Origin of the sequence: Streptomyces sp. NRRL S-455 (genome assembly GCF_000717875.1) — a bacterium.
GTDB lineage: Bacteria > Actinomycetota > Actinomycetes > Streptomycetales > Streptomycetaceae > Streptomyces.
In genome coordinates this window covers 22,423-41,755 of the sequence record NZ_JOCT01000046.1, presented here as the reverse complement: position 1 = coordinate 41,755, position 19,333 = coordinate 22,423, and the positions used below count along the sequence as shown (strand labels likewise).

16 protein-coding genes, 4 tRNA genes and 1 other RNA gene are annotated in these 19,333 nt (G+C 71.4%); 10 read left to right on the top strand and 11 right to left on the bottom strand.

What is annotated here, in order from left to right; all coding sequences use genetic code 11:
- Position 1: 1 nt before the first annotated feature.
- The 3 genes from purL to purS are packed head-to-tail and all read right to left on the bottom strand — an operon-like array spanning position 2 to position 3,197.
- A complete protein-coding gene (purL, locus tag IE97_RS38995; RefSeq protein ID WP_030897985.1) occupies positions 2–2,260 on the bottom strand; it encodes a phosphoribosylformylglycinamidine synthase subunit PurL in 2,259 nt (752 codons plus the stop codon).
- Positions 2,257–2,937, bottom strand: a complete 681-nt coding sequence (gene purQ / locus IE97_RS0137050) for a phosphoribosylformylglycinamidine synthase subunit PurQ (protein WP_030251614.1) — start codon at positions 2,935–2,937, stop codon at positions 2,257–2,259. Before purQ ends, purL begins: the two co-directional genes overlap by 4 nt.
- A complete protein-coding gene (gene purS / locus IE97_RS0137045) occupies positions 2,934–3,197 on the bottom strand; it encodes a phosphoribosylformylglycinamidine synthase subunit PurS (RefSeq protein ID WP_030251612.1) in 264 nt (87 codons plus the stop codon). The genes purQ and purS overlap by 4 nt, the downstream gene beginning before the upstream one ends.
- A gap of 323 nt (positions 3,198–3,520) precedes the next feature.
- Between purS and IE97_RS0137040 the strand changes: the two genes are divergently transcribed.
- From IE97_RS0137040 to IE97_RS0137005, 8 genes are all read left to right on the top strand, one after another.
- On the top strand, positions 3,521–3,838 hold the full coding sequence (locus IE97_RS0137040) for a histone-like nucleoid-structuring protein Lsr2 (protein ID WP_030251607.1): 318 nt from the start codon (positions 3,521–3,523) through the stop codon (positions 3,836–3,838).
- Between the two features lie 134 nt (positions 3,839–3,972).
- Positions 3,973–4,044 (top strand) — tRNA-Gly (locus IE97_RS0137035).
- Positions 4,045–4,125: 81 nt separating this feature from the next.
- A tRNA-Gly gene (locus IE97_RS0137030) sits at positions 4,126–4,198 on the top strand.
- Between the two features lie 130 nt (positions 4,199–4,328).
- A complete protein-coding gene (locus tag IE97_RS0137025) occupies positions 4,329–5,300 on the top strand; it encodes an ABC transporter ATP-binding protein (protein WP_030251604.1) in 972 nt (323 codons plus the stop codon).
- On the top strand, positions 5,297–6,100 hold the full coding sequence (locus tag IE97_RS0137020) for an ABC transporter permease (RefSeq protein WP_030251601.1): 804 nt from the start codon (positions 5,297–5,299) through the stop codon (positions 6,098–6,100). Before IE97_RS0137025 ends, IE97_RS0137020 begins: the two co-directional genes overlap by 4 nt.
- Before the next feature lie 22 nt (positions 6,101–6,122).
- Positions 6,123–7,475, top strand: a complete 1,353-nt coding sequence (locus IE97_RS0137015) for a sensor histidine kinase (RefSeq protein ID WP_106975504.1) — start codon at positions 6,123–6,125, stop codon at positions 7,473–7,475.
- Positions 7,472–8,092, top strand: a complete 621-nt coding sequence (locus tag IE97_RS0137010; protein ID WP_030251596.1) for a response regulator transcription factor — start codon at positions 7,472–7,474, stop codon at positions 8,090–8,092. The genes IE97_RS0137015 and IE97_RS0137010 overlap by 4 nt, the downstream gene beginning before the upstream one ends.
- A 22-nt stretch (positions 8,093–8,114) precedes the next feature.
- A tRNA-Gly gene (locus IE97_RS0137005) sits at positions 8,115–8,190 on the top strand.
- 50 nt (positions 8,191–8,240) lie between these two features.
- Here IE97_RS0137005 and IE97_RS0137000 read toward each other — a convergent pair.
- The 7 genes from IE97_RS0137000 to ffs all read right to left on the bottom strand — a co-directional run bounded on the left by IE97_RS0137000 (position 8,241) and on the right by ffs (position 17,108).
- Positions 8,241–9,140 (bottom strand): phosphoribosylaminoimidazolesuccinocarboxamide synthase, encoded by a 900-nt coding sequence (locus tag IE97_RS0137000; RefSeq protein ID WP_030251593.1) that lies wholly within the window; start codon positions 9,138–9,140, stop codon positions 8,241–8,243.
- A gap of 70 nt (positions 9,141–9,210) precedes the next feature.
- The gene (locus IE97_RS0136995; RefSeq protein ID WP_030251588.1) at positions 9,211–10,686 is read right to left on the bottom strand and encodes a N,N-dimethylformamidase beta subunit family domain-containing protein; all 1,476 of its coding nucleotides are present in this window, start codon (positions 10,684–10,686) and stop codon (positions 9,211–9,213) included.
- A 239-nt stretch (positions 10,687–10,925) separates the two neighbouring features.
- Positions 10,926–12,719, bottom strand: coding sequence for a membrane protein (locus tag IE97_RS0136990; RefSeq protein WP_030251585.1), 1,794 nt, complete (start codon positions 12,717–12,719; stop codon positions 10,926–10,928).
- A gap of 351 nt (positions 12,720–13,070) precedes the next feature.
- Positions 13,071–14,321: a phosphoribosylamine--glycine ligase gene (gene purD, locus IE97_RS0136985; RefSeq protein ID WP_030251581.1), complete on the bottom strand. Its 1,251-nt coding sequence runs from the start codon at positions 14,319–14,321 to the stop codon at positions 13,071–13,073.
- A gap of 103 nt (positions 14,322–14,424) precedes the next feature.
- Positions 14,425–15,078, bottom strand: a complete 654-nt coding sequence (locus IE97_RS43345) for a DNA polymerase III subunit gamma/tau (RefSeq protein ID WP_234331899.1) — start codon at positions 15,076–15,078, stop codon at positions 14,425–14,427.
- On the bottom strand, positions 15,075–16,949 hold the full coding sequence (locus IE97_RS38990) for a DNA polymerase III subunit gamma and tau (RefSeq protein ID WP_234331898.1): 1,875 nt from the start codon (positions 16,947–16,949) through the stop codon (positions 15,075–15,077). Before IE97_RS38990 ends, IE97_RS43345 begins: the two co-directional genes overlap by 4 nt.
- A 62-nt stretch (positions 16,950–17,011) precedes the next feature.
- An RNA gene (gene ffs / locus IE97_RS39670) (signal recognition particle sRNA small type) lies at positions 17,012–17,108 on the bottom strand.
- A gap of 72 nt (positions 17,109–17,180) precedes the next feature.
- Here ffs and IE97_RS0136970 point away from each other — a divergent pair.
- Positions 17,181–17,265 (top strand) — tRNA-Ser (locus tag IE97_RS0136970).
- 185 nt (positions 17,266–17,450) lie between these two features.
- Positions 17,451–18,872, top strand: a complete 1,422-nt coding sequence (locus tag IE97_RS0136965) for an ATP-binding protein (RefSeq protein ID WP_030251567.1) — start codon at positions 17,451–17,453, stop codon at positions 18,870–18,872.
- A gap of 68 nt (positions 18,873–18,940) precedes the next feature.
- Here IE97_RS0136965 and IE97_RS0136960 read toward each other — a convergent pair whose 3' ends face one another.
- A complete protein-coding gene (locus IE97_RS0136960) occupies positions 18,941–19,315 on the bottom strand; it encodes a hypothetical protein (RefSeq protein WP_030251562.1) in 375 nt (124 codons plus the stop codon).
- Positions 19,316–19,333 lie beyond the last annotated feature (18 nt).

The window sequence follows — 19,333 nt, the reverse complement described above, 5'->3', positions numbered from 1 at the left end:
CTTACGCCAGCAGCGCCGGGATCGTGCCCTCGTGTGCCTCGCGCAGCTCGGCCAGGGAGAGCGCGAACTCGCCCTGGACGTCGACCGAGTCACCGTCCACGACACCGATGCGGGTGGCCGGCAGGCCCCGGGCACCGCACATGTCGTTGAAGCGGACCTCCTCGGAGCGCGGCACCGCCACGACCGCGCGGCCGGCCGACTCCGAGAACAGGAAGGTGAAGGCGTCCAGACCGTCCGGGACGATCAGCCGGGCGCCCTTGCCGCCGAGCAGCGCCGACTCGACGACCGCCTGGATCAGACCGCCGTCGGACAGGTCGTGCGCGGAGTCGATCATGCCGTCGCGGGAGGCGGAGATCAGGATCTCGGCCAGCAGCCGCTCGCGCTCCAGGTCGACCTTGGGCGGCAGACCGCCGAGGTGGTCGTGCACGACCTGCGACCAGGCCGAGCCGCCGAACTCCTCACGGGTGTCGCCCAGGAGGTAGAGGAGCTGGCCCTCCTCCTGGAAGGCGACGGGGGTGCGGCGGGCGACGTCGTCGATGACGCCCAGGACCGCGACCACCGGGGTCGGGTGGATCGCCGCCTCGCCCGTCTGGTTGTAGAGCGAGACGTTGCCGCCGGTCACCGGCGTGCCGAGCTGCTGGCAGGCGTCGGCCAGGCCGCGCACGGCCTCCGCGAACTGCCACATCACCGCCGGGTCCTCGGGCGAGCCGAAGTTCAGACAGTCGGAGACGGCGAGCGGCTTGGCGCCGGTGGTGGCGACGTTGCGGTACGCCTCCGCCAGGGCCAGCTGGGCACCGTGATACGGGTCGAGCTTGGCGTACCGGCCGTTGCCGTCCGTGGCGATGGCGACGCCGAGGCCGGTCTCCTCGTCGATCCGGATCATGCCGGAGTCCTCGGGCTGGGCGAGGACGGTGTTGCCCTGCACGAAGTGGTCGTACTGGGAGGTGATCCAGGACTTGGAGGCCTGGTTCGGGGAGCCGACCAGCTTCAGGACCTGGTCCTTCAGCTCCTCGGAGGTCCCCGGCCGGGGCAGCTTGTTCGCGTCGTCGGCCTGGAGCTCGTCCTGCCAGGACGGGCGGGCGTACGGGCGCTCGTAGACCGGGCCCTCGTGCGCGACCGTGCGCGGGTCGACGTCGACGATCTTGCCGCCGTGCCAGTAGATCTCCAGACGGTCGCCGTCGGTCACCTCACCGATGACGGTGGCGATGACGTCCCACTTCTCGCAGATCTCCAGGAAGCGGTCGACCTTCTCCGGCTCGACGACCGCGCACATGCGCTCCTGCGACTCGCTCATGAGGATCTCCTCGGGCGAGAGCGTCGAGTCGCGCAGCGGGACGTCGTCGAGGGTGACGCGCATGCCGCCGGAGCCGTTGGAGGCGAGCTCGGACGTGGCGCAGGACAGGCCCGCCGCGCCGAGGTCCTGGATGCCGACGACCAGCTTCTCCTTGAACGCCTCCAGGGTGCACTCGATGAGGAGCTTCTCCTGGAAGGGGTCGCCGACCTGGACGGCCGGGCGCTTCGACGGCTTGGCGTCGTCGAAGGTCTCGGAGGCCAGGATCGAGGCGCCGCCGATGCCGTCGCCGCCGGTCCGGGCGCCGTACAGGATGACCTTGTTGCCCGCGCCGGAGGCCTTGGCGAGGTGGATGTCCTCGTGCCGCATCACACCGATGGCACCGGCGTTGACCAGCGGATTGCCCTGGTAGCAGGCGTCGAAGACGACCTCGCCGCCGATGTTGGGCAGACCCAGGCAGTTGCCGTAGCCGCCGATGCCGGCGACGACACCGGGCAGGACGCGCTTGGTGTCCGGGTGGTCGGCGGCGCCGAAGCGCAGGGGGTCCACGACCGCCACCGGCCGGGCGCCCATCGCGATGATGTCGCGGACGATGCCGCCGACGCCGGTGGCCGCGCCCTGGTAGGGCTCGACGTACGACGGGTGGTTGTGCGACTCGACCTTGAAGGTGACCGCGTAGCCCTGGCCGACGTCGACGACACCGGCGTTCTCGCCGATGCCGACGAGCATCGCGTCGGACTGGGGGGCCTTCTCGCCGAACTGGCGGAGGTGGACCTTGCTGCTCTTGTACGAGCAGTGCTCCGACCACATCACCGAGTACATGGCGAGCTCGGCCCCGGTGGGCCGGCGGCCGAGGATCTCCACGACCCGCTCGTACTCGTCCTTCTTCAGACCGAGTTCGGCCCAGGGCAGCTCGACGTCGGGGGTCGCGGCCGCGTGCTCGACCGTGTCCAGAGGCGTCCGGCTCATGCGTTGACCAGCTTCTTGAGGATCGAGGTGAAGAACGGGAGGCCGTCGGTGCGACCGGTGCCGATCAGCGGCTCGACGGCGTGCTCGGGGTGCGGCATGAGACCCACGACGTTCCCGGCCGCGTTGGTGACGCCCGCGATGTCGCGCTGCGAGCCGTTGGGGTTGAAGTCCACGTAGCGGAACGCGACGCGCCCCTCGGCCTCCAGCTCGTCGAGGGTGCGCTCGTCGGCGACGTACTGCCCGTCGATGTTCTTCAGCGGGATGTGGATCTCCTGGCCGGCCGTGTAGTCGGTGGTCCAGGCGGTCTCGGCGTTCTCCACCCGCAGCTTCTGGTCACGGCAGATGAAGTGCAGGTGGTCGTTGCGCAGCATCGTGCCGGGCAGCAGGTGGGCCTCGGTGAGGATCTGGAAGCCGTTGCAGATGCCGAGCACCGGCAGACCGGCCTTCGCCTGCTCCAGCAGGGGCTCCATCACCGGCGAGAAACGGGCGATGGCCCCGGCGCGCAGATAGTCGCCGTAGGAGAAACCACCGCACAGCACCACGGCGTCGACCTGCTTGAGGTCCTTGTCCTTGTGCCACAGGGCGACCGGCTCGGCACCCGCGAGGCGGATAGCGCGCTGGGTGTCCCGGTCGTCCAGACTGCCCGGAAAAGTGACGACGCCAATACGAGCGGTCACTTCACGGCCTCCGCGACTTCCTCGACCCGGACGGTGAAGTCCTCGATCACGGTGTTCGCGAGGAAGGACTCCGCAAGATCGTGAATGCGGGCGAGGGCGGCCTCGTCGACCGGCCCGTCAACTTCCAGTTCGAAACGCTTTCCCTGACGGACGTCCGAGATCCCGTCGAAACCCAGCCGCGGCAGTGCGCGCTGCACCGCCTGGCCCTGGGGGTCGAGGATCTCCGGCTTGAGCATGACGTCGACTACGACGCGTGCCACTGGCACTCCCGGTGTGTGGTGCTGAGCAGGTTCCTTCAGACTACCCGCACAAAAATTCTACGCGCGTCGACTTGTAGGAATCTACGTGACCGCCATCACGATCCGGCATCGACGGGCGCACGCGCGAAAATTTCCGGGAAAGATTCCGGACCGACACCCGGAACCTATTGCGCCCACCCGTCTCCCGCCATCACGCTTCCACAGAAGTCGCTCCGCTGCCTCTTGATTCTGGACACGCGGAAGGATTTAGTCGGGCTTCACCATGCATTGCCGGGCACTGTACAAACTAATTGGCAAAGTGCCGCAAGAAGGGACCGATATTCGTGGCGCAGAAAGTCGTGGTCACTCTCTTTGACGACATCGACGGCTCGGAAGCGACGGAAACGATCGCCTTCGGACTGGACGGCAAGTCGTACGAGATCGACCTGAGCGCAGTCAACGCCGGCGAACTGCGTAAGGCCCTCGCGCCCTACGTGGAGGCCGGCCGCAAGCGGTCCCGCTCGGGCAGGGCCTACCGGCAGACGGAGGTCGCCCCCGACCCGTCGGCCGTACGGGCCTGGGCCCAGTCCAACAAGATGGAGGTCCCCGCGCGCGGGCGCATCCCGAAGAAGGTCTACGAGGCGTTCAGCGCGGCGCAGTGACGGCCCGGTGAGCCCGGGCCGATGGCCGGTCATCGCCCCCTCGCGGCAACCGACTTGCGCAGCACCCCTGCTGATCAGCTAGAGTCTGGAGCACGCCGAGGGGCGAGGCCGAAAGGCCCGGCTCACGGAGACATGCGGGTGTAGTTCAGTAGTAGAACATCCCCCTTCCAGGGGGAAGGCGCAGTGTGCGATTCCTGTCACCCGCTCTGCACCGCCGTACCGACCACGCTTGTGGATCAGGTAGGCTGGTGCTCGCACCGGCCGGTGAAAGCTGGTCGGGAGCATATGCGGACGTAGCTCAGTTGGTAGAGCGCAACCTTGCCAAGGTTGAGGTCGCGAGTTCGAACCTCGTCGTCCGCTCGGGAATGAGACCCCGGTCCTGATGGACCGGGGTTTCTTCGTATCCGTCGACTGTCCGCCTGACATTTGTCATGCCGAGTGATGACAGCGCGCACTGCAACCGGGTCCGCGCAGCCGGAACGCTGAAGGCATGGAAACCAACGGACACGAACACGTGATTGAGGTCACTGACCTGCGGCGTGTGTACGGGGGCGGGTTCGAAGCGGTCCGCGGGATCAGCTTTTCCGTACGGCGCGGGGAGATCTTCGCCCTGCTGGGCACCAACGGCGCGGGCAAGACGTCGACCGTCGAACTGCTCGAAGGACTCGCGGCTCCGGCCGGCGGCCGGGTACGGGTCCTCGGGCACGACCCGTACACCGAGCGGACCCTCGTCCGGCCCCGCACCGGCGTGATGCTCCAGGAAGGGGGCTTCCCCTCCGAGCTGACCGTCGCGGAGACCGCACGGATGTGGGCGGGGTGCGTGAGCGGGGCGCGGCCGCCTGCGGAGGCGCTGGCGCTGGTCGGGCTGGAGTCGAAGGCCCGCACCCGGGTCAAGCAGCTGTCCGGCGGGCAGCGGCGCAGGCTGGACCTGGCGCTCGCGTTGCTCGGCGACCCCGAGGTGCTGTTCCTGGACGAGCCGACCACCGGGCTGGACGCCGAAGGGCGCCGTGAGACCTGGGAGTTGGTGAGCGCGCTGCGCGACGGCGGGACGACGGTGCTGCTGACCACGCACTACCTGGAGGAGGCCGAGAACCTCGCCGACCGGCTGGCGATCATGCACGAGGGCCGCATCGCCACCACCGGGACCCCGGCCGAGGTGACCGCCACCGAACCGTCCCGGATCTCCTTCGAACTGCCCGACGGCTACTTCGCCGGTGACCTTCCGCCACTCGGCGAGCTGGGCGTGGCCGGGCACGAGGCCGACGGCCGGATGATCCGGCTGAGCACCCACGAACCGCAGCGGACGGCCACCGGGCTGCTGATGTGGGCGGCACAGGGCCGGGTCGAGCTGCGCCGGCTGGACGTGCGGTCGGCCTCCCTGGAGGAGGCGTTCCTCAGGATCGCCAAGGAGGTCTCCGCGGAACGGGCCAGGGGTACGAAGACGAAGGAGTACGCGGCATGAGCGCCATCCACACGACGTCCCGCCCGGGGAGGGCGGCGACCACTCCACTGAGCCGGATGACGGCGCTCGCCCGCGCCGAACTGACCCTGCTCGGACGGACCAAGGGCGCGCTCGTCGCCGCGCTGTTCGCGCCGCTGGTGCTGCCGGTCAGCGCGGCCCAGATGGCGAAGGAGATGGACCTCGCCGAAGTGGGGCTGAACACCGGCACCCTGGTGCTGCCCGCCGCGGTCGGCTTCTCCCTGCTGTTCGCCGTCTACTCGGTGCTCGTCGGCGCCCTCGTCGTCCGGCGTGAGGAACTCGTCCTCAAGCGACTGCGCACCGGCGAGCTGCCGGACGTCGAGATCCTGGCCGGTACCGCGCTGCCGGCCGTCCTCATCGGGATCGTGCAGTGCCTGGTGCTTGCGGTGGGCTGCTCGGTCCTGCTGGATCTGTCCGCGCCGTCCGCGCCCCATCTGGCCGTCGCCGGACTGTTGTTGGGGCTCGTGATGTGTGCCGCGCTCGCCGCCGCCACCGCGAGCTTCACCCGGACCGGCGAGAGCGCCCAGGTCACGCCCATGCCGCTGATGCTCGTCTCGTGGATGGGTTCCGGCATGTTCGTACCGCTGGAGCTGCTGCCGGACAAGGTGGCCTCCGTCTGCGAACTGCTGCCGCTGACGCCCGTGGTCACCTTGGTGCGCGGCGGCTGGACCGGCGACCTCTCGGCGTACGAGGCGCTGGGCGCCGTCGCTACGGCGGTGGCCTGGATCGTCGTGTCGGTGTTTGCTGTATGGCGGTGGTTCCGCTGGGAACCGCGGCGCTGACCGAAGGGGGAGTGACGGGCTGATGCGGGGGCCGGGCGGGTGGTGGCGGCGGCAGAGCAAGCCGGAGAAGGTCGAGACGTACACACGGTGGTCGTTCCACTCCTTCGCGGTGATCGAGTTCCTCACGGTCGGGTTCATGGCTGTCCCGCTGGGGCCGTGGCCGGGCGCCGCGCTGCTGCTGACGGTGGGGGTGCACGTCGGGGTCTGCTGCGTCACCGTGTCGCGGGCGCTGGACTGGACGCGGGGCAAGCGGCCCCAGCCCGTCCGGCTGTTGTGGACGCTGGCCGTGGTCACCGCCGCGGTCGGCCTCTGTGCGATCGGCATCGCGGATCACGGACCGGACCGTGAGAGCGTGGACGCCGCTGCGGGCGGGGCGTTCGCCATCGTCGTGGTCATCGGGACCGGCATCATCGCGCTCGGCGTACGCGGGCGGCAGCGTGTGTTCGCGATCCCCGGAGGCTTCGCCGCGGGTTCTTTCGTCGTGGCCTTCGCTCGGGGCGCCCCGGTGGGCGAATCGCTCTTCGCGTCGCTGATGGTCCTGCTCGGCGGCGGGCTCCTCGCCTTCACGGCCGTCGTCTCCGTGTGGCTGCTGAACATCGTCTACGAGCTGGACGAGGCCCGGGAGACCCGTACCCGGCTCGCCGTCGCCGAGGAACGGCTGAGGTTCGGGCGGGATCTGCACGACGTCATGGGCCGCAACCTCGCGGTGATCGCGCTCAAGAGCGAGCTCGCCGTGCAGCTGGCCCAACGGGGGCGGCCGGAGGCCGTGGCGCAGATGGTCGAGGTGCAGCGGCTCGCGCAGGAGTCGCAGCGGGAGGTACGGGAGGTCGTGCGCGGCTACCGGAAGGCCGACCTCGGCTCGGAACTGGCCGGTGCGCAAGGGGTGCTGGTCGCGGCCGGCATCGACTGCACGGTGAGCGGGGCGGCGGCCGGGCTGCCGGCCGGGGTGCAGTCCGCCCTGGGGTGGGTGGTGCGGGAGGCCGTGACGAACGTTCTGCGGCACGGGGACGCGCGGCGGTGTGCGGTGCGGCTGCGGGTGCTGGAGGGACGTGTGGTGCTGTCCGTGGAGAACGACGGGGTGAGCGAGGGGGCGGCGGACACCGGCTCCGGCTCCGGACTCGCCGGGTTGCGGGAGCGGCTGGCGGAGATCGACGGGACGCTGGAGGCCGGACCCGCGGCGAAGGGGATGTTCCGGCTGACGGCGGAGATCCCGCTGCGGTCGCAGCACGCGGCCTCCGGGTCCGGACCCTCCGGTCCTGGGCTTCCCGGTCCTGGGCTTCCCGGCCCCGAACCCTCCGGCACGGGTTCCTCTCCCACTGAGCGCCGCGGTCCCGCCTCCGTCGGCCTGCACGCCGTGAGTGAGGTCACGCCATGACGGCCACAGAGCCCGTACGGCTGCTGCTCGCCGACGACGAGCACCTCATCCGTGGGGCGCTCGCCGCGCTGCTGGCGATGGAGGACGACCTCATGATCGTCGCCGAGGCGGCCACCGGGCCGGAGGCATTGGCCATGGCCCGGGCGCACAAGCCCGATGTCGCGGTGCTGGATCTCCAGATGCCCGGCGCCGACGGTGTGAAGGTCGCCACACACCTGCGGGCCGAACTGCCTGCCTGCAAGGTGCTCATCGTCACCAGTCACGGGCGGCCCGGGCACCTGAAGCGGGCCCTGGAGGCCGGGGTGCGGGGGTTTGTGCCGAAGACCGTGAGTGCGCAGCGGCTCGCTGAGATCATCCGCACGGTGCATGCCGGCAACCGTTACGTCGACCCGGAGTTGGCCGCCGACGCGATCGTCGCCGGGGACTCGCCGCTGACCGCGCGGGAGGCCGAGGTGCTGGAGCTGGCGGCCGACGGGGCGCCTGTCGCGGAGATCGCGGAGCGGGCCGCGCTGTCACAGGGGACCGTGCGGAACTACCTGTCGTCGGCGGTGTCGAAGCTCGGGGCGGAGAACCGGCATGCGGCGGTGCGGCTCGCACGGGAGCGAGGTTGGGTATAGTGGGTTCCGCGCCACGGCGCATGCGAACGTAGCTCAGTTGGTAGAGCGCAACCTTGCCAAGGTTGAGGTCGCGAGTTCGAACCTCGTCGTTCGCTCCATCGAGAAGCCCCCCGGTTCCGGCCGGGGGGCTTCTGCGTGTGCCGCGGGGTCAGGACCAGCTCGTGCCGGTCAGACGCTCGTACGCCTCCACGTACTTGGCGCGGGTGGCGTCCACGACCTGCTGCGGCAGCGGGGGCGGCGGCTGCTCGCTCCCGCGGTCCCAGCCGGACTCCGCCGAGGTCAGCCAGTCGCGGACGAACTGCTTGTCGTACGACGGCTGGGCCCGGCCCGGCTGCCACTGGTCGGCCGGCCAGAAGCGGGAGGAGTCCGCCGTGAGGACCTCGTCCGCGAGGACCAGGTCGTCACCGTCGAAGCCGAACTCGAACTTGGTGTCCGCCAGGATGATCCCCCGCTCCCGGGCGATGTCCCGGCCCCGGGAGTAGACGGCGAGGGTCGCCTGGCGCAGCCGGGCCGCCGTGTCCGCGCCGACCTGGCGGGCGACCTCCTCGTAGGAGACGTTCTCGTCGTGCTCCCCGACCTCCGCCTTGGTGGCCGGGGTGAAGATCGGGGCGGGCAGTTCGCTGCCGTCGGTCAGGCCCTCGGGGAGGGCGAGGCCGCAGACCGTGCGGGTCTGGTCGTACTCGGCCAGGCCCGAGCCGGTGAGGTAGCCACGGGCCACGCACTCCACCGGGACCATCTGGAGGGACTTGCAGACCAGCGTCCGGCCCTGCCAGTCGGCGGGGGCGCCCACGGGCAGTTCGGTGCTCAGGACGTGGTTCGGGATCAGGTCGGCGAGCCGGTCGAACCACCACAGGGAGAGCTGGGTGAGGACCCGGCCCTTGTCGGGGATCTCGGTCGGCAGCACCCAGTCGTACGCGGAGATGCGGTCGCTGGCGACCATCACGAGGTCGCCCGCCTCGTTCTGGTACAGCTCGCGCACCTTGCCGGTGTGCAGATGCACCAGGCCCGGAACCTGGATCGGCTCGGGCTTTTCTACGAATCCGGACACGGTTCCTCCCCGTGGTTCTGTCCAAGTGGGTCGATTCTCCCGTATGCGGGACGTGACCGCGGACAGCGGGTCAGTCGCGTTTGCAGATGCGGTCCAGGAGGTTCGCGGTCGCGCGCTGGACGCGGGCGTCGACGTGGCCGGGGCGGTCCAGGGCCGGTGTCCAGGCGAACGTCCCCGATGCGAAGACCCAGGCGCCGGAGGGGGCACGGTAGAGGGACGTCTCCTGGTGGCGGAGGGCGCCCCGCTTGTCGGTGTACGGAGAGTGGGCGAGCAGCACGCGCTCCTCGTGCTCGGGCAGCGGGGTGCGCGGGAAGTAGCGGTCGGCCTCCCCCGCCACCAGGCCCTCGATCTCGTCGCCCTCGCCCGCCCCGGTCGCCTCCCACAGCCAGTGGCCGGCGTTGCGCACGACCAGCGGGTGCGGCTCGGGGACGTGACCGGCGTACTGGATGCCGATCAGCTGCTGCTCCGCCCGGTCGATCTCCCGCCACAGCACCGGCTTCCCCGGGCCCCGGCGCTTGCGGCAGGTCAGCAGGCGGTCGGGGACGCCGGAGGGGGAGGGGCCGAGTTCCACCTGCCAGTACATGGAGTTGGCGGAGAGGAAGACGAGCGACGTGCCGGCGTCGCGGGCCAGCTCCACGGTGCCGCGCATCGCGGCCGACCAGTACTCGTCGTGGCCCGGGAAGACCAGACCGCGGTAGTGGGTGGGATCGACCCGGCCCGCGTGCAGGTCGCAGCCGGTGGCGTAGGCGATGTCGTAGCCGTAGCGCTCGGCCCAGCGGATGAAGTCGTAGGCGTGGCCGGCGTGCAGGGGGAGGCCGGCGCCCGCGTACGGACGGTCGAAGGAGACCGTGGTGGCGGCGTCGGCCTCGCCCAGCAGACGGCCCTGCTCGTCCCAGGCGTGGTAGAGGCTGGCGCCGGTACGGCCGTCCTCCGGGTAGAGGTTGTACGCCTGCCAGGTGATGTCGGGCAGGACGAGGAGCAGGTCGGCGGGCTGGTCGTGGCGGACCGTGAAGGGCACGTGGGAGCGGTAGCCGTCGGCGGTGGTGAGGACGGCGACGTACGCGCCGATGTTCCAGTACGACGGGACCTGCAGCCGCCATGACAGCCACCAGTGGTGGCAGGAGACCGTACGGTCCGCGCTGAGCGGCGGGGGCTGCACGATGCCGGACAGGCGCGGGCTGGTGGTGATCTTCGCGGCGCCGTCACCGCTGTAATGGCCGATGCGGTAGATGTCGACGCCGAACTCCTGGGGCGGGTCGACGGTGATGTGGAAGTCGATGGCCTCGCCGGGGGCGACCGCGCCGGTCGAGGTGAAGCCCTTGATCTGGCGGTGGACGTCATCGGCGGCGCGGGGGCCGCTGGAACGGCCGGGCTGCTTCCCGGAGTGGGGCGCGTCCTGGTCCACGTACCAGGGGACGACCTGGCCGGTGTCGTCGAAGTACGTGACGTCGCCGCGGAGCCACGGAACGGGGCCCTGCCCGAAGGGATCCGTCACGGCATGTGCCAGCGCTCCCGACTCCCAGCGGCGGATCTGCTCCGAACCCATGCCTGCTTCCCCTCCCCTTGGCCCCCGTAGTTGCGCGTACTGGTGCGGTGTGTGCCGGGTGCTGCGGACTGTGCGACAGCGGCTCGCTTATGTGTTTGTCGTATGTCGCCCGACCTTGCCATGTGCGCGAACGGTCCAAGCACATCACATAACGCGCGCGGTCCGTCACTGTTCGTTTTGAATTGGCCAGAAGCGGGAGCTGGGGATCCGGGTGAGGAGTGGCTCGGCCGGCGCCCCGCTCAGGCGAGCCGGACCGGCTTCTCCGGGCGTATCCCCAGCTCGGCGAGCCAGGCACGGAGCGGGGTGGGGTCGCCGTCCTCGATCAGGGTGAGGACCTTGGGCGCCAGATCGGCGGTGCGTTCGCCGTTGTGGAGGAGGGTGGGGCCGTCCAGCCAGTCCAGGCCCGGTGTCGCGTCGGCGGTGTCCATCGCGGCACAGCAGACCATCGCGGTGAGGTGGTCGGCGAGCAGTTCGCGGGCCGTGCGCGGCGGCTGGAGGGGGAAGAGAGGGAGGGCCCGGTCGTCCCAGAAGGCGGTGTCCGGGGTGGCCGGGGAGCCGGCGGGCGGTGCGGCGGCCGGAGCGGGGGCGGCGGAGGCGGTGGTGGACTGGCCGGGCGGCGCGGTGGCCTCCTCGCGGGCCAGTTCGGCGCTGAGTCTGGCGGCCAGGGTGGCGCTGTGGGTGGTGGTGCCGGAGAGGTCTTCGTCGTCGTCCGGAGATGGCTCCGGCGTTCCGGCGGTGGCGGGCGTTTTTTCGCCGGCGCGGTCCGTCAGGTGGTCGAGGACACGGGACAGGGTCGGGCCCCCGGTGTCCGAAGCCGTGCTCCCCGGGGCCGGGCGGACGCCCATCGCGTCCAGGACGCGGTGGAGGCGGGCCGCGTCGACGCGCCACTTGCGGTCCACGACCTCGTCCGGATAGTCGCTCCAGTCCACCGGCGACCACTCGGGTCCGGGCCAGGCGGGGACGCCGTGGAAGAGACGGGCGGCGAGCAGCGAGGCGGCCTCGTCGACCGCTCCCGGTTCCTCGAGCAGATCGCAGGCGGGCCGCTCCCCGAGGCGGGACGCGAAACCCTCGGCCAGGCGGTCGCGCCGGGACAGCTCCGTCAGCGCCGCCACGACACCGGCGTCCAGCCGGGACGGCCAGCGGCCCATCCGCCAGGCCGGCAGCGCGACCCGGGTCAGCAGCCGGTCCCAGCCCGCGTACGCCAGACCCACCTGCTCCTGGGCGACGATCCGCAGTCCGTAATCCACAGCCTGTGCACGCTCCGCGGCCGCGGCCGCCACCCCCCGCTCCATCTCGCCGGCGTGGACGCGGCAGCTGCGCAGCAGAACCCGGGCCGCCCACCCGACCCCGGCCAGAACGCCCCGCGGCACGGGCCCGCGGCGGGGTGCCGAGGCCACGGCCACCGCGGCGTCCAGCCCCCGGACGAAGCGCCGGGCGGCGGCTATGTCCGGGTGGGCCGAGGGGCCCGTGCCCGCCACGACCGGGGCGAGGACGGCGCGCAGCTCGCCGACCCGCATCCACCACAGGAACGGGGAACCGATGACCAGCACCGGCGCGACGGGGTGACGGCGGTGCGGGTGTCTCCCCGCACCCGCTATGTCGTCGTGCTCCTCGGCGGGGGGCGGCCCATGGGCCCGGTGGCTGCGGTCCTCCAGCCAGCTGTCGCAGTCCGGGGTGAGCGCTATCGCGGAGGGCGCGGGGACGTCGAGGCGATCGGCGAGGTCGCGCACCATCCGGTACAGGTCGGGGGCCGCCTCCTCCGTGATCGGGACCGTCGGGCTCGTGGCGGGACGGGCACGGGCCACGACCAGGGCGATGGCCGCGGCGGCGAGCAGTACCAGGGCCGCGAACGGCGTCACGACCCAGCGGGCGGCGTCCCAGCCGGTGCCGACGAGGCGGTCGGTGGCGGCGCCCGCGAGCAGGATCACGGCGACGGCGGCGGGCAACAGGGCGAGGGCCAGCGCGCGGCTGCGGATGCGCAGGACCACCAGCGCCCGGGCACGCGCGGCCTGTGCGCCCGCCTCCACACCCATACCGGTCACGACCGACCTCACCCCCTCCCCGTTGACCTGACGCTGTCCTTGCTCACTCCCCCACTGTGGCACCCGGCACCGACATCGCAATGCCGATGGGCCAAGTGCCGGAACGCTTGCGCCGCACCCTAGTTGGGGCCTCGCCCCCCGTCAGCCGGATAGGACATCGGTCACTCGATGGAATGGCTTTGGGGAGAGGTGGAGAACGGACAGCGAGGGTCTGGCCCCGCATACCGAAAACTTCAGGCCCCGGATCCTGAGACGGATCCGGGGCCTGTGAGGTTCATCGAACGCGGCCGTTTACCCCTTGCGGGCGACGGTCGAACTGCCGCGCGAATGGCCGATCACGCGCTACGCGCCTGCCGCCTTGGCGGCGATGTCGGTGCGGTGCTGGGAGCCGTCGAGCCGGATGCGGCCGACAGCGGTGTAGGCGCGGCCGCGGGCCTCGGCGAGGTCCTTGCCGGTGGCCGTCACGGACAGGACCCGGCCGCCCGCGCTGACGATCGCGTCCCCGTCCCGCTTGGTGCCGGCGTGCAGCACGTAGGCGTGCGGGGCGTCCTGGACGGCGACCTCGTCGAGGCCGGTGATCGGGTCACCGGTGCGCGGGGTGCCCGGGTAGTTGTGCGAGGCGACGACCACGGTCACGGCCGCGTCGTCGCTCCAGCGCAGCGGCTCCAGGTGGGCGAGGTTGCCGGTGGCCGCGGCCATCAGGACACCGGCCAGCGGCGTCTGCAGCCGGGCCAGGACGACCTGGGTCTCGGGGTCGCCGAAGCGGGCGTTGAACTCGATCACGCGCACACCGCGGGAGGTGATCGCGAGTCCGGCGTAGAGCAGACCGGAGAACGGGGTGCCGCGGCGGTTCATCTCGTCCACGGTCGGCTGCAGGACCGTCTGGAGGACCTCGTCGACCAGCTTCGGGTCGGCCCAGGGCAGCGGGGAGTACGCGCCCATGCCGCCGGTGTTCGGGCCCTCGTCGCCGTCGAGCGCGCGCTTGAAGTCCTGTGCGGGCTGGAGCGGCACGACCGTCTCGCCGTCGGTGACGGCGAACAGGGAGACCTCGGGGCCGTCCAGGTACTCCTCGATGACCACGCGCTCGCAGGCCGCGGCATGGGCCTTGGCGGCTTCGAGGTCGTCGGTGACGACGACGCCCTTGCCGGCGGCGAGCCCGTCGTCCTTGACGACGTACGGGGCGCCGAAGGCGTCGAGGGCCGCGTCGACCTCTTCCGGCGTGGTGCAGACGTACGACCGTGCGGTGGGCACCTCGGCCGCCGCCATGACGTCCTTCGCGAAGGCCTTGGAGCCCTCGAGCCGCGCGGCCCGGCCCGACGGGCCGAAGACCGGGATGCCCGCCTCGCGTACGGCGTCGGCGACACCGGCGACCAGCGGCGCCTCCGGGCCGACGACCACGAGGTCCACGCCGAGCTTCGTGGCCAGCGCGGTGACGGCCGTGCCGTCCAGGGCGTCGACCGGGTGCAGCGAGGCGACCTCGGCGATGCCTGCGTTGCCGGGGGCGCAGTGCAGCGCGGTGACGTCGGGGTCGAGGGACAGGGAGCGGCACAGGGCGTGTTCGCGGGCGCCGGTGCCGATGACGAGGACCTTCACGGGGTCAGCCTAACGGGATGCGCCGCAGATGCTTTGTGCGGGCTTCCGAACGGGGCAGGGATCTTGGTTTGGAGCTTCCTCCAAACGGGTCTCCTCGAGCCCGCTACTCGTTCGAGAATTCCTCCACCACCGTCGCTCCCAGCTCGCGGACGATCAGCTCCTGGCCGGAGAGGGCCGACTCGTCGAGGTCCGGGTCGTCGTCCTCGGGGATGTCGTCCTCGACGGACACGCGCCGTGGCTCCGGGGCGGAGGGCTGTGGAACGGGGGCGGTCGGTGCGGGGGCGGGCGTGGGTCTGCTCGGCTCCTGGGCCGGCGTGGACGTCGCCGCCGACTGCGACGACGGGGCCTGGCGCTGGGCGGTCGCCGTACCGCCGCCGGCGCTGCCGGAGCTGCCGGCGTTGTAACCGCCACCGGCGTTGCCGTAACCGCCGCCACTGCCCCCGCTGCCGGTGTAGCCACCGCCGTTGCCGTAGCCACCGCCGCTGCTTCCGCCCTGGCCGCCGCCGAAGCCGGAGGGGCCGCCCGGCGCCGGCGCGGGCGCGGAGCCGCCGGAGGGGTCGACGATCGCCTCGATCTTCCACTGGACGTTGAACTGCTCACCCAGCGCCTGCCGCAGGACGTCCTCGCTGCCGCTGCTCAGGAAGTTGTCACGCGCGCCGGCGTTCACGAAGCCGAGCTGGAGGGTCGTGCCGTCGAAGCCGGCCACCTGGGCGTTCTGGCTGAGCAGGATCCAGGTGAAGCGACGGCGGTTCTTCACGGCCTCCAGGATGTTCGGCCAGAGCATGCGGGGGTCGAGGCCCCCGGTGGGGGCGGGGGCGGCCTGGGCGGGAGCCGAGGACTGGGCCGCTGGTCGGGCCGGTTGCTGTGCCGAGGGCGGGGCCGCCGGTGAGGTGCTGGGGGCGGGGGCGTTCGGCCCGGGGGCGTGCGCTGCCGGGGCGTTCGAGGTGGGCGTGCCCGGGGCGGCCGTGGGCCAGCCGCCGGGGCGACGGCCACTGCCGGCGGAGGCCGCGGTGGGCCAGGCACCCGGTGCCGGGGCGGACGGCGCCGCAGGAGCGGGGTCCGTCTGGGGCGGCTGGGCAGCGGGCTGGGACTGCTGGGACTGCTGGGCGGGCTGGGGAGCGCCGCCGGTGGCCGGGTCGGACGCGGCCGGGGCATCGGCGGAAGCACCGGAGGAGCCGGGGACTCCAGAGGCGGGGCCCGGGGCGCGTGCCCGGCGGCCCCCCCCGGCGCCGCGGGCGGCCCCCCGGGCCCCGCCGCGGCAGGGGTGTGCCCGCCCGCGGCCGCCGCGGGACCGCCGCTTCCGCTGCCGCCCGGCGCTCCGGAGGCCCGGACAGCAGCCCGGGCCGCGGCCGGACCGCCACCCGGCGGAACGGGCGCACCCCCCGGGGCGGCGGCCGCCGCCCCGTGCCCCTCCGGACCGGGCACGTACCCCATGGCGGGCATGCCGGAGGGGCCCTGGGAGGAGAAGCTCACGCCACGCTCGATCCGGTCGAGGCGGGCCATGACGGACCGCTCGTCGCCGTAGGCGGCGGGCAGCAGGACACGGGCGCAGATCAGCTCCAGCTGGAGACGGGGCGAGTTGGCGCCGCGCATCTCGGTCAGTCCCTCGTTGACGAGGTCCGCGGCCCGGCTCAGCTCGGCTGGGCCGAAGGTGCCGGCCTGGGCCTGCATGCGCTCGATGACATCGGCGGGGGCGTCGATGAGCCCCTTCTCCGCCGCGTCCGGGACAGCGGCCAGGATCACCAGGTCACGCAGCCGCTCCAGCAGGTCGGCGACGAAGCGCCGGGGGTCGTTCCCACCCTCGATGACACGGTCGACGACCTCGAAGGCCGCTGCCCCGTCCCCGGTGGCGAAGGCCTCGACCACCGAGTCGAGCAGGGAGCCGTCGGTGTATCCGAGCAGGGCGGTCGCCATGGCGTATGTCACACCGTCCGCGGCGGCACCCGCGAGCAGCTGGTCCATGACGGACATGGAGTCACGCACGGATCCGCCACCGGCCCGCACCACGAGCGGGAGGACGCCCTCCTCGACCGGGATGTTCTCCCGCCGGCACACCTCGGCGAGGTAGTCACGCAGCGTGCCGGGCGGGACGAGCCGGAAGGGGTAGTGATGGGTCCGCGACCGGATCGTCCCGATGACCTTCTCGGGTTCGGTCGTAGCGAAGATGAACTTGAGGTGCTCCGGCGGCTCCTCGACGACCTTCAGCAGCGCGTTGAACCCGGCCGACGTGACCATGTGGGCCTCGTCGATGATGTAGATCTTGTACCGGCTGCGGGCGGGGCCGAAGAAGGCCTTCTCGCGCAGGTCACGGGCGTCGTCCACGCCACCGTGGGAAGCGGCGTCGATCTCGATGACGTCGATGGATCCGGGTCCGTTGCGCGCGAGGTCCTGACAGGAGTGGCACTCACCGCACGGCGTGGGCGTCGGCCCCTGCTCGCAGTTCAGACACCGGGCGAGGATCCGCGCACTGGTCGTCTTGCCACAGCCGCGCGGCCCGCTGAACAGGTACGCGTGGTTGACCCGGTTGTTCCGCAGCGCCTGCTGCAACGGGTCGGTGACATGCTCCTGCCCAATGACCTCGGTGAAGGTCTCCGGGCGGTAGCGGCGGTACAGAGCGAGAGACGACACGCATACGAGGTTATAGGCGCCCACCGACAACGGACCCCGGCCAGGCAATCCGGCCCCGGGAACGCAGACGCCCCCCACGCACCCGCCAGAGCCAACCTACCCTTGCTGCCTTCCGGCCCTGGGGGAGTTCAGTCAGATAGCGCCGCGTGAGGGGCTGCGCCAAGGCTACCTGATGTCGGGGGCGGGGAACGAGTTCGCGAGCACTCCTCTCGGTCATGTAATGTTTCCGGCGGAGGATTCGCCTAGAGGCCTAGGGCGCACGCTTGGAAAGCGTGTTGGGGGCAACCCCTCACGAGTTCGAATCTCGTATCCTCCGCCGGCTCAGAGGGCCGGACCGCAGCAGCGGTCCGGCCCTCTGGCGTTTGTCCGGCTCAGTTTGTGCCCCGCTTTCAGCGACTCTTCGGCCAGCCCTCGCAGCGACGCCATCTCTCGCATGAGGAGCCGCTTATGGTAACGACGGCGATAGTATCGCTACCGATACTGTCGCCGTCGGGAGATCGCATGCGTCGTTTCATCGGGCGGGACCGTGAGCTGAGAGTGCTCGGCAACGCCTTGCAGACGGTCCGGGATGCCGTCGGGTGGGCGAAACCGGGGCAGTGCGTCCTCATGCGGGGAAGGCGTCGGGTCGGCAAGTCCAGCCTCGTCGAGGAGTTTCTCCGGCGTACCGGGACGCCATACCTCTTCTTCACCGCGGCGGGCGGCACAGCGGAGGACGAACTGTCGGAGCTGCTCGACGCCGTCGCCAGGTCCACCCTGCCGGAGCGGGGGCTGTTCTCGGAGGAGAGCCCGGGACAGTGGAACGCAGCGTTCAGGCTGCTCGCGGAGATCCTTCCCGACGACAGCCCGAGCGTGGTGGTCATCGACGAGGTTCCGTACCTCATGGACCGCATCGACGCCTTCGAGGGCATGCTCCAGCGGGCATGGGACCGGCTGCTCAGCCGCAAGCCCGTGCTCCTTCTCCTGGTCGGGTCCGATCCGTCGATGATGGAGGCGCTGAACAGCTACGACCGCCCCTTCCACCAGCGGGGCCGCGAGATGATCGTGGGGCCGCTGACCCCGGCCGACATCGGCGAGATGCTCGACCTGCCTCCGGCGGCCGCGTTCGACGCCGCCCTGATCACCGGCGGTCTTCCCCTGATCTGTGCCGAGTGGCGGGCCGGAGCGGATGTCTGGGAGTTTCTCCGCGACTCGCTGGAGAACCCGATCTCGGCGCTGCTGGTCTCCGCCGAGCGCTCTCTGGCCGCGGAGTTCCCCCCGCAGGCGATGAGCAGGGAGGTCCTGCGTGCCATCGGATCCGGGGAGCGGACCTTCACCAACATCGCGCGGGCGGCCGGCGGCATCGCCCACACCACTCTCACACGAGCCACTGACGTCCTGACCGAGAAGAGGGTTGTGGCCGCCGAGCTGCCGATCTCGCTGAGACCGTCGAAGGAGCGCCGCTACCGGGTGGCCGACCCCTACCTCCGCTTCTGGCTCGCGTTTCTGGATCCGCACATGGCGGAGATCGAGCGGATGCGGGGAGATCTCACACTGAGCCGGATCAAGGAGCGGTGGACGAGCTGGCGTGGCCGCGCGATCGAGCCCCTGGTCCGGGACTCCCTCGCCCGCCTCCTGCCGGACGGCCTCCTGCCCGCTGCCCCGGCGATCGGGGGGTACTGGACCCGCAGCAACGACGTCGAGATCGACTTGGTGGGCGCCGACCGGCAGCCGGTGGCCAAGCAGTTGCTCTTTCTCGGATCGGTCAAGTGGCTGGAGAACTCCGCGTTCGACAGCCACGACCTGGCCGCGCTGCAGAAGCACCGGGCAGCGATCACCGACGAGCCGGTGCCGCTCGTGGCGGTCTCCCGCAGCGGCGTCGGTTGTTCCGGCCTCCAGGCGGTGTACGGCCCCGAGGAGCTGCTCAGCGCCTGGTGCAGAGGGTGAGCAGGAACTGAGGGCCCCACCGGTCGCTGTCCCGGTGGGGCCCTTCGGTGTGGGAGGTCTCGCCTCCGTCAGACTTCGAGCTGGGCCTCGATTCTCCTCAGCTGGTGGCGGGCCATCGCCAGGTTGGCGCGGCCGGAGTCGAGGACGAGGTAGAGGAAGAGGCCGTTGCCTCCCTGGCTCTTGAGCAGCCGGATCAGGTGGTACTGGGTGCCCAGGGTGATGAGGATGTCCTCGATCTCGTCCTGGATGCCGAGGAGCTCCATGGTGCGCAGCTTGGCGCGGACGACGTCGGTGTTGCCCGCGGCCGCCACGTTCAGGTCGAAGCCGTTGTTGCCTCCGATGGTTCCCAGCGCCATTCCGCTGGTGTAGTCGACGAGCGCGGCTCCGGTCGCGCCCTCGATGGACGAGAGGGCTTCCTTCAGCGCTGTTTCGGTGTTCGCCATGGCTTGCTGTTCCCTTCG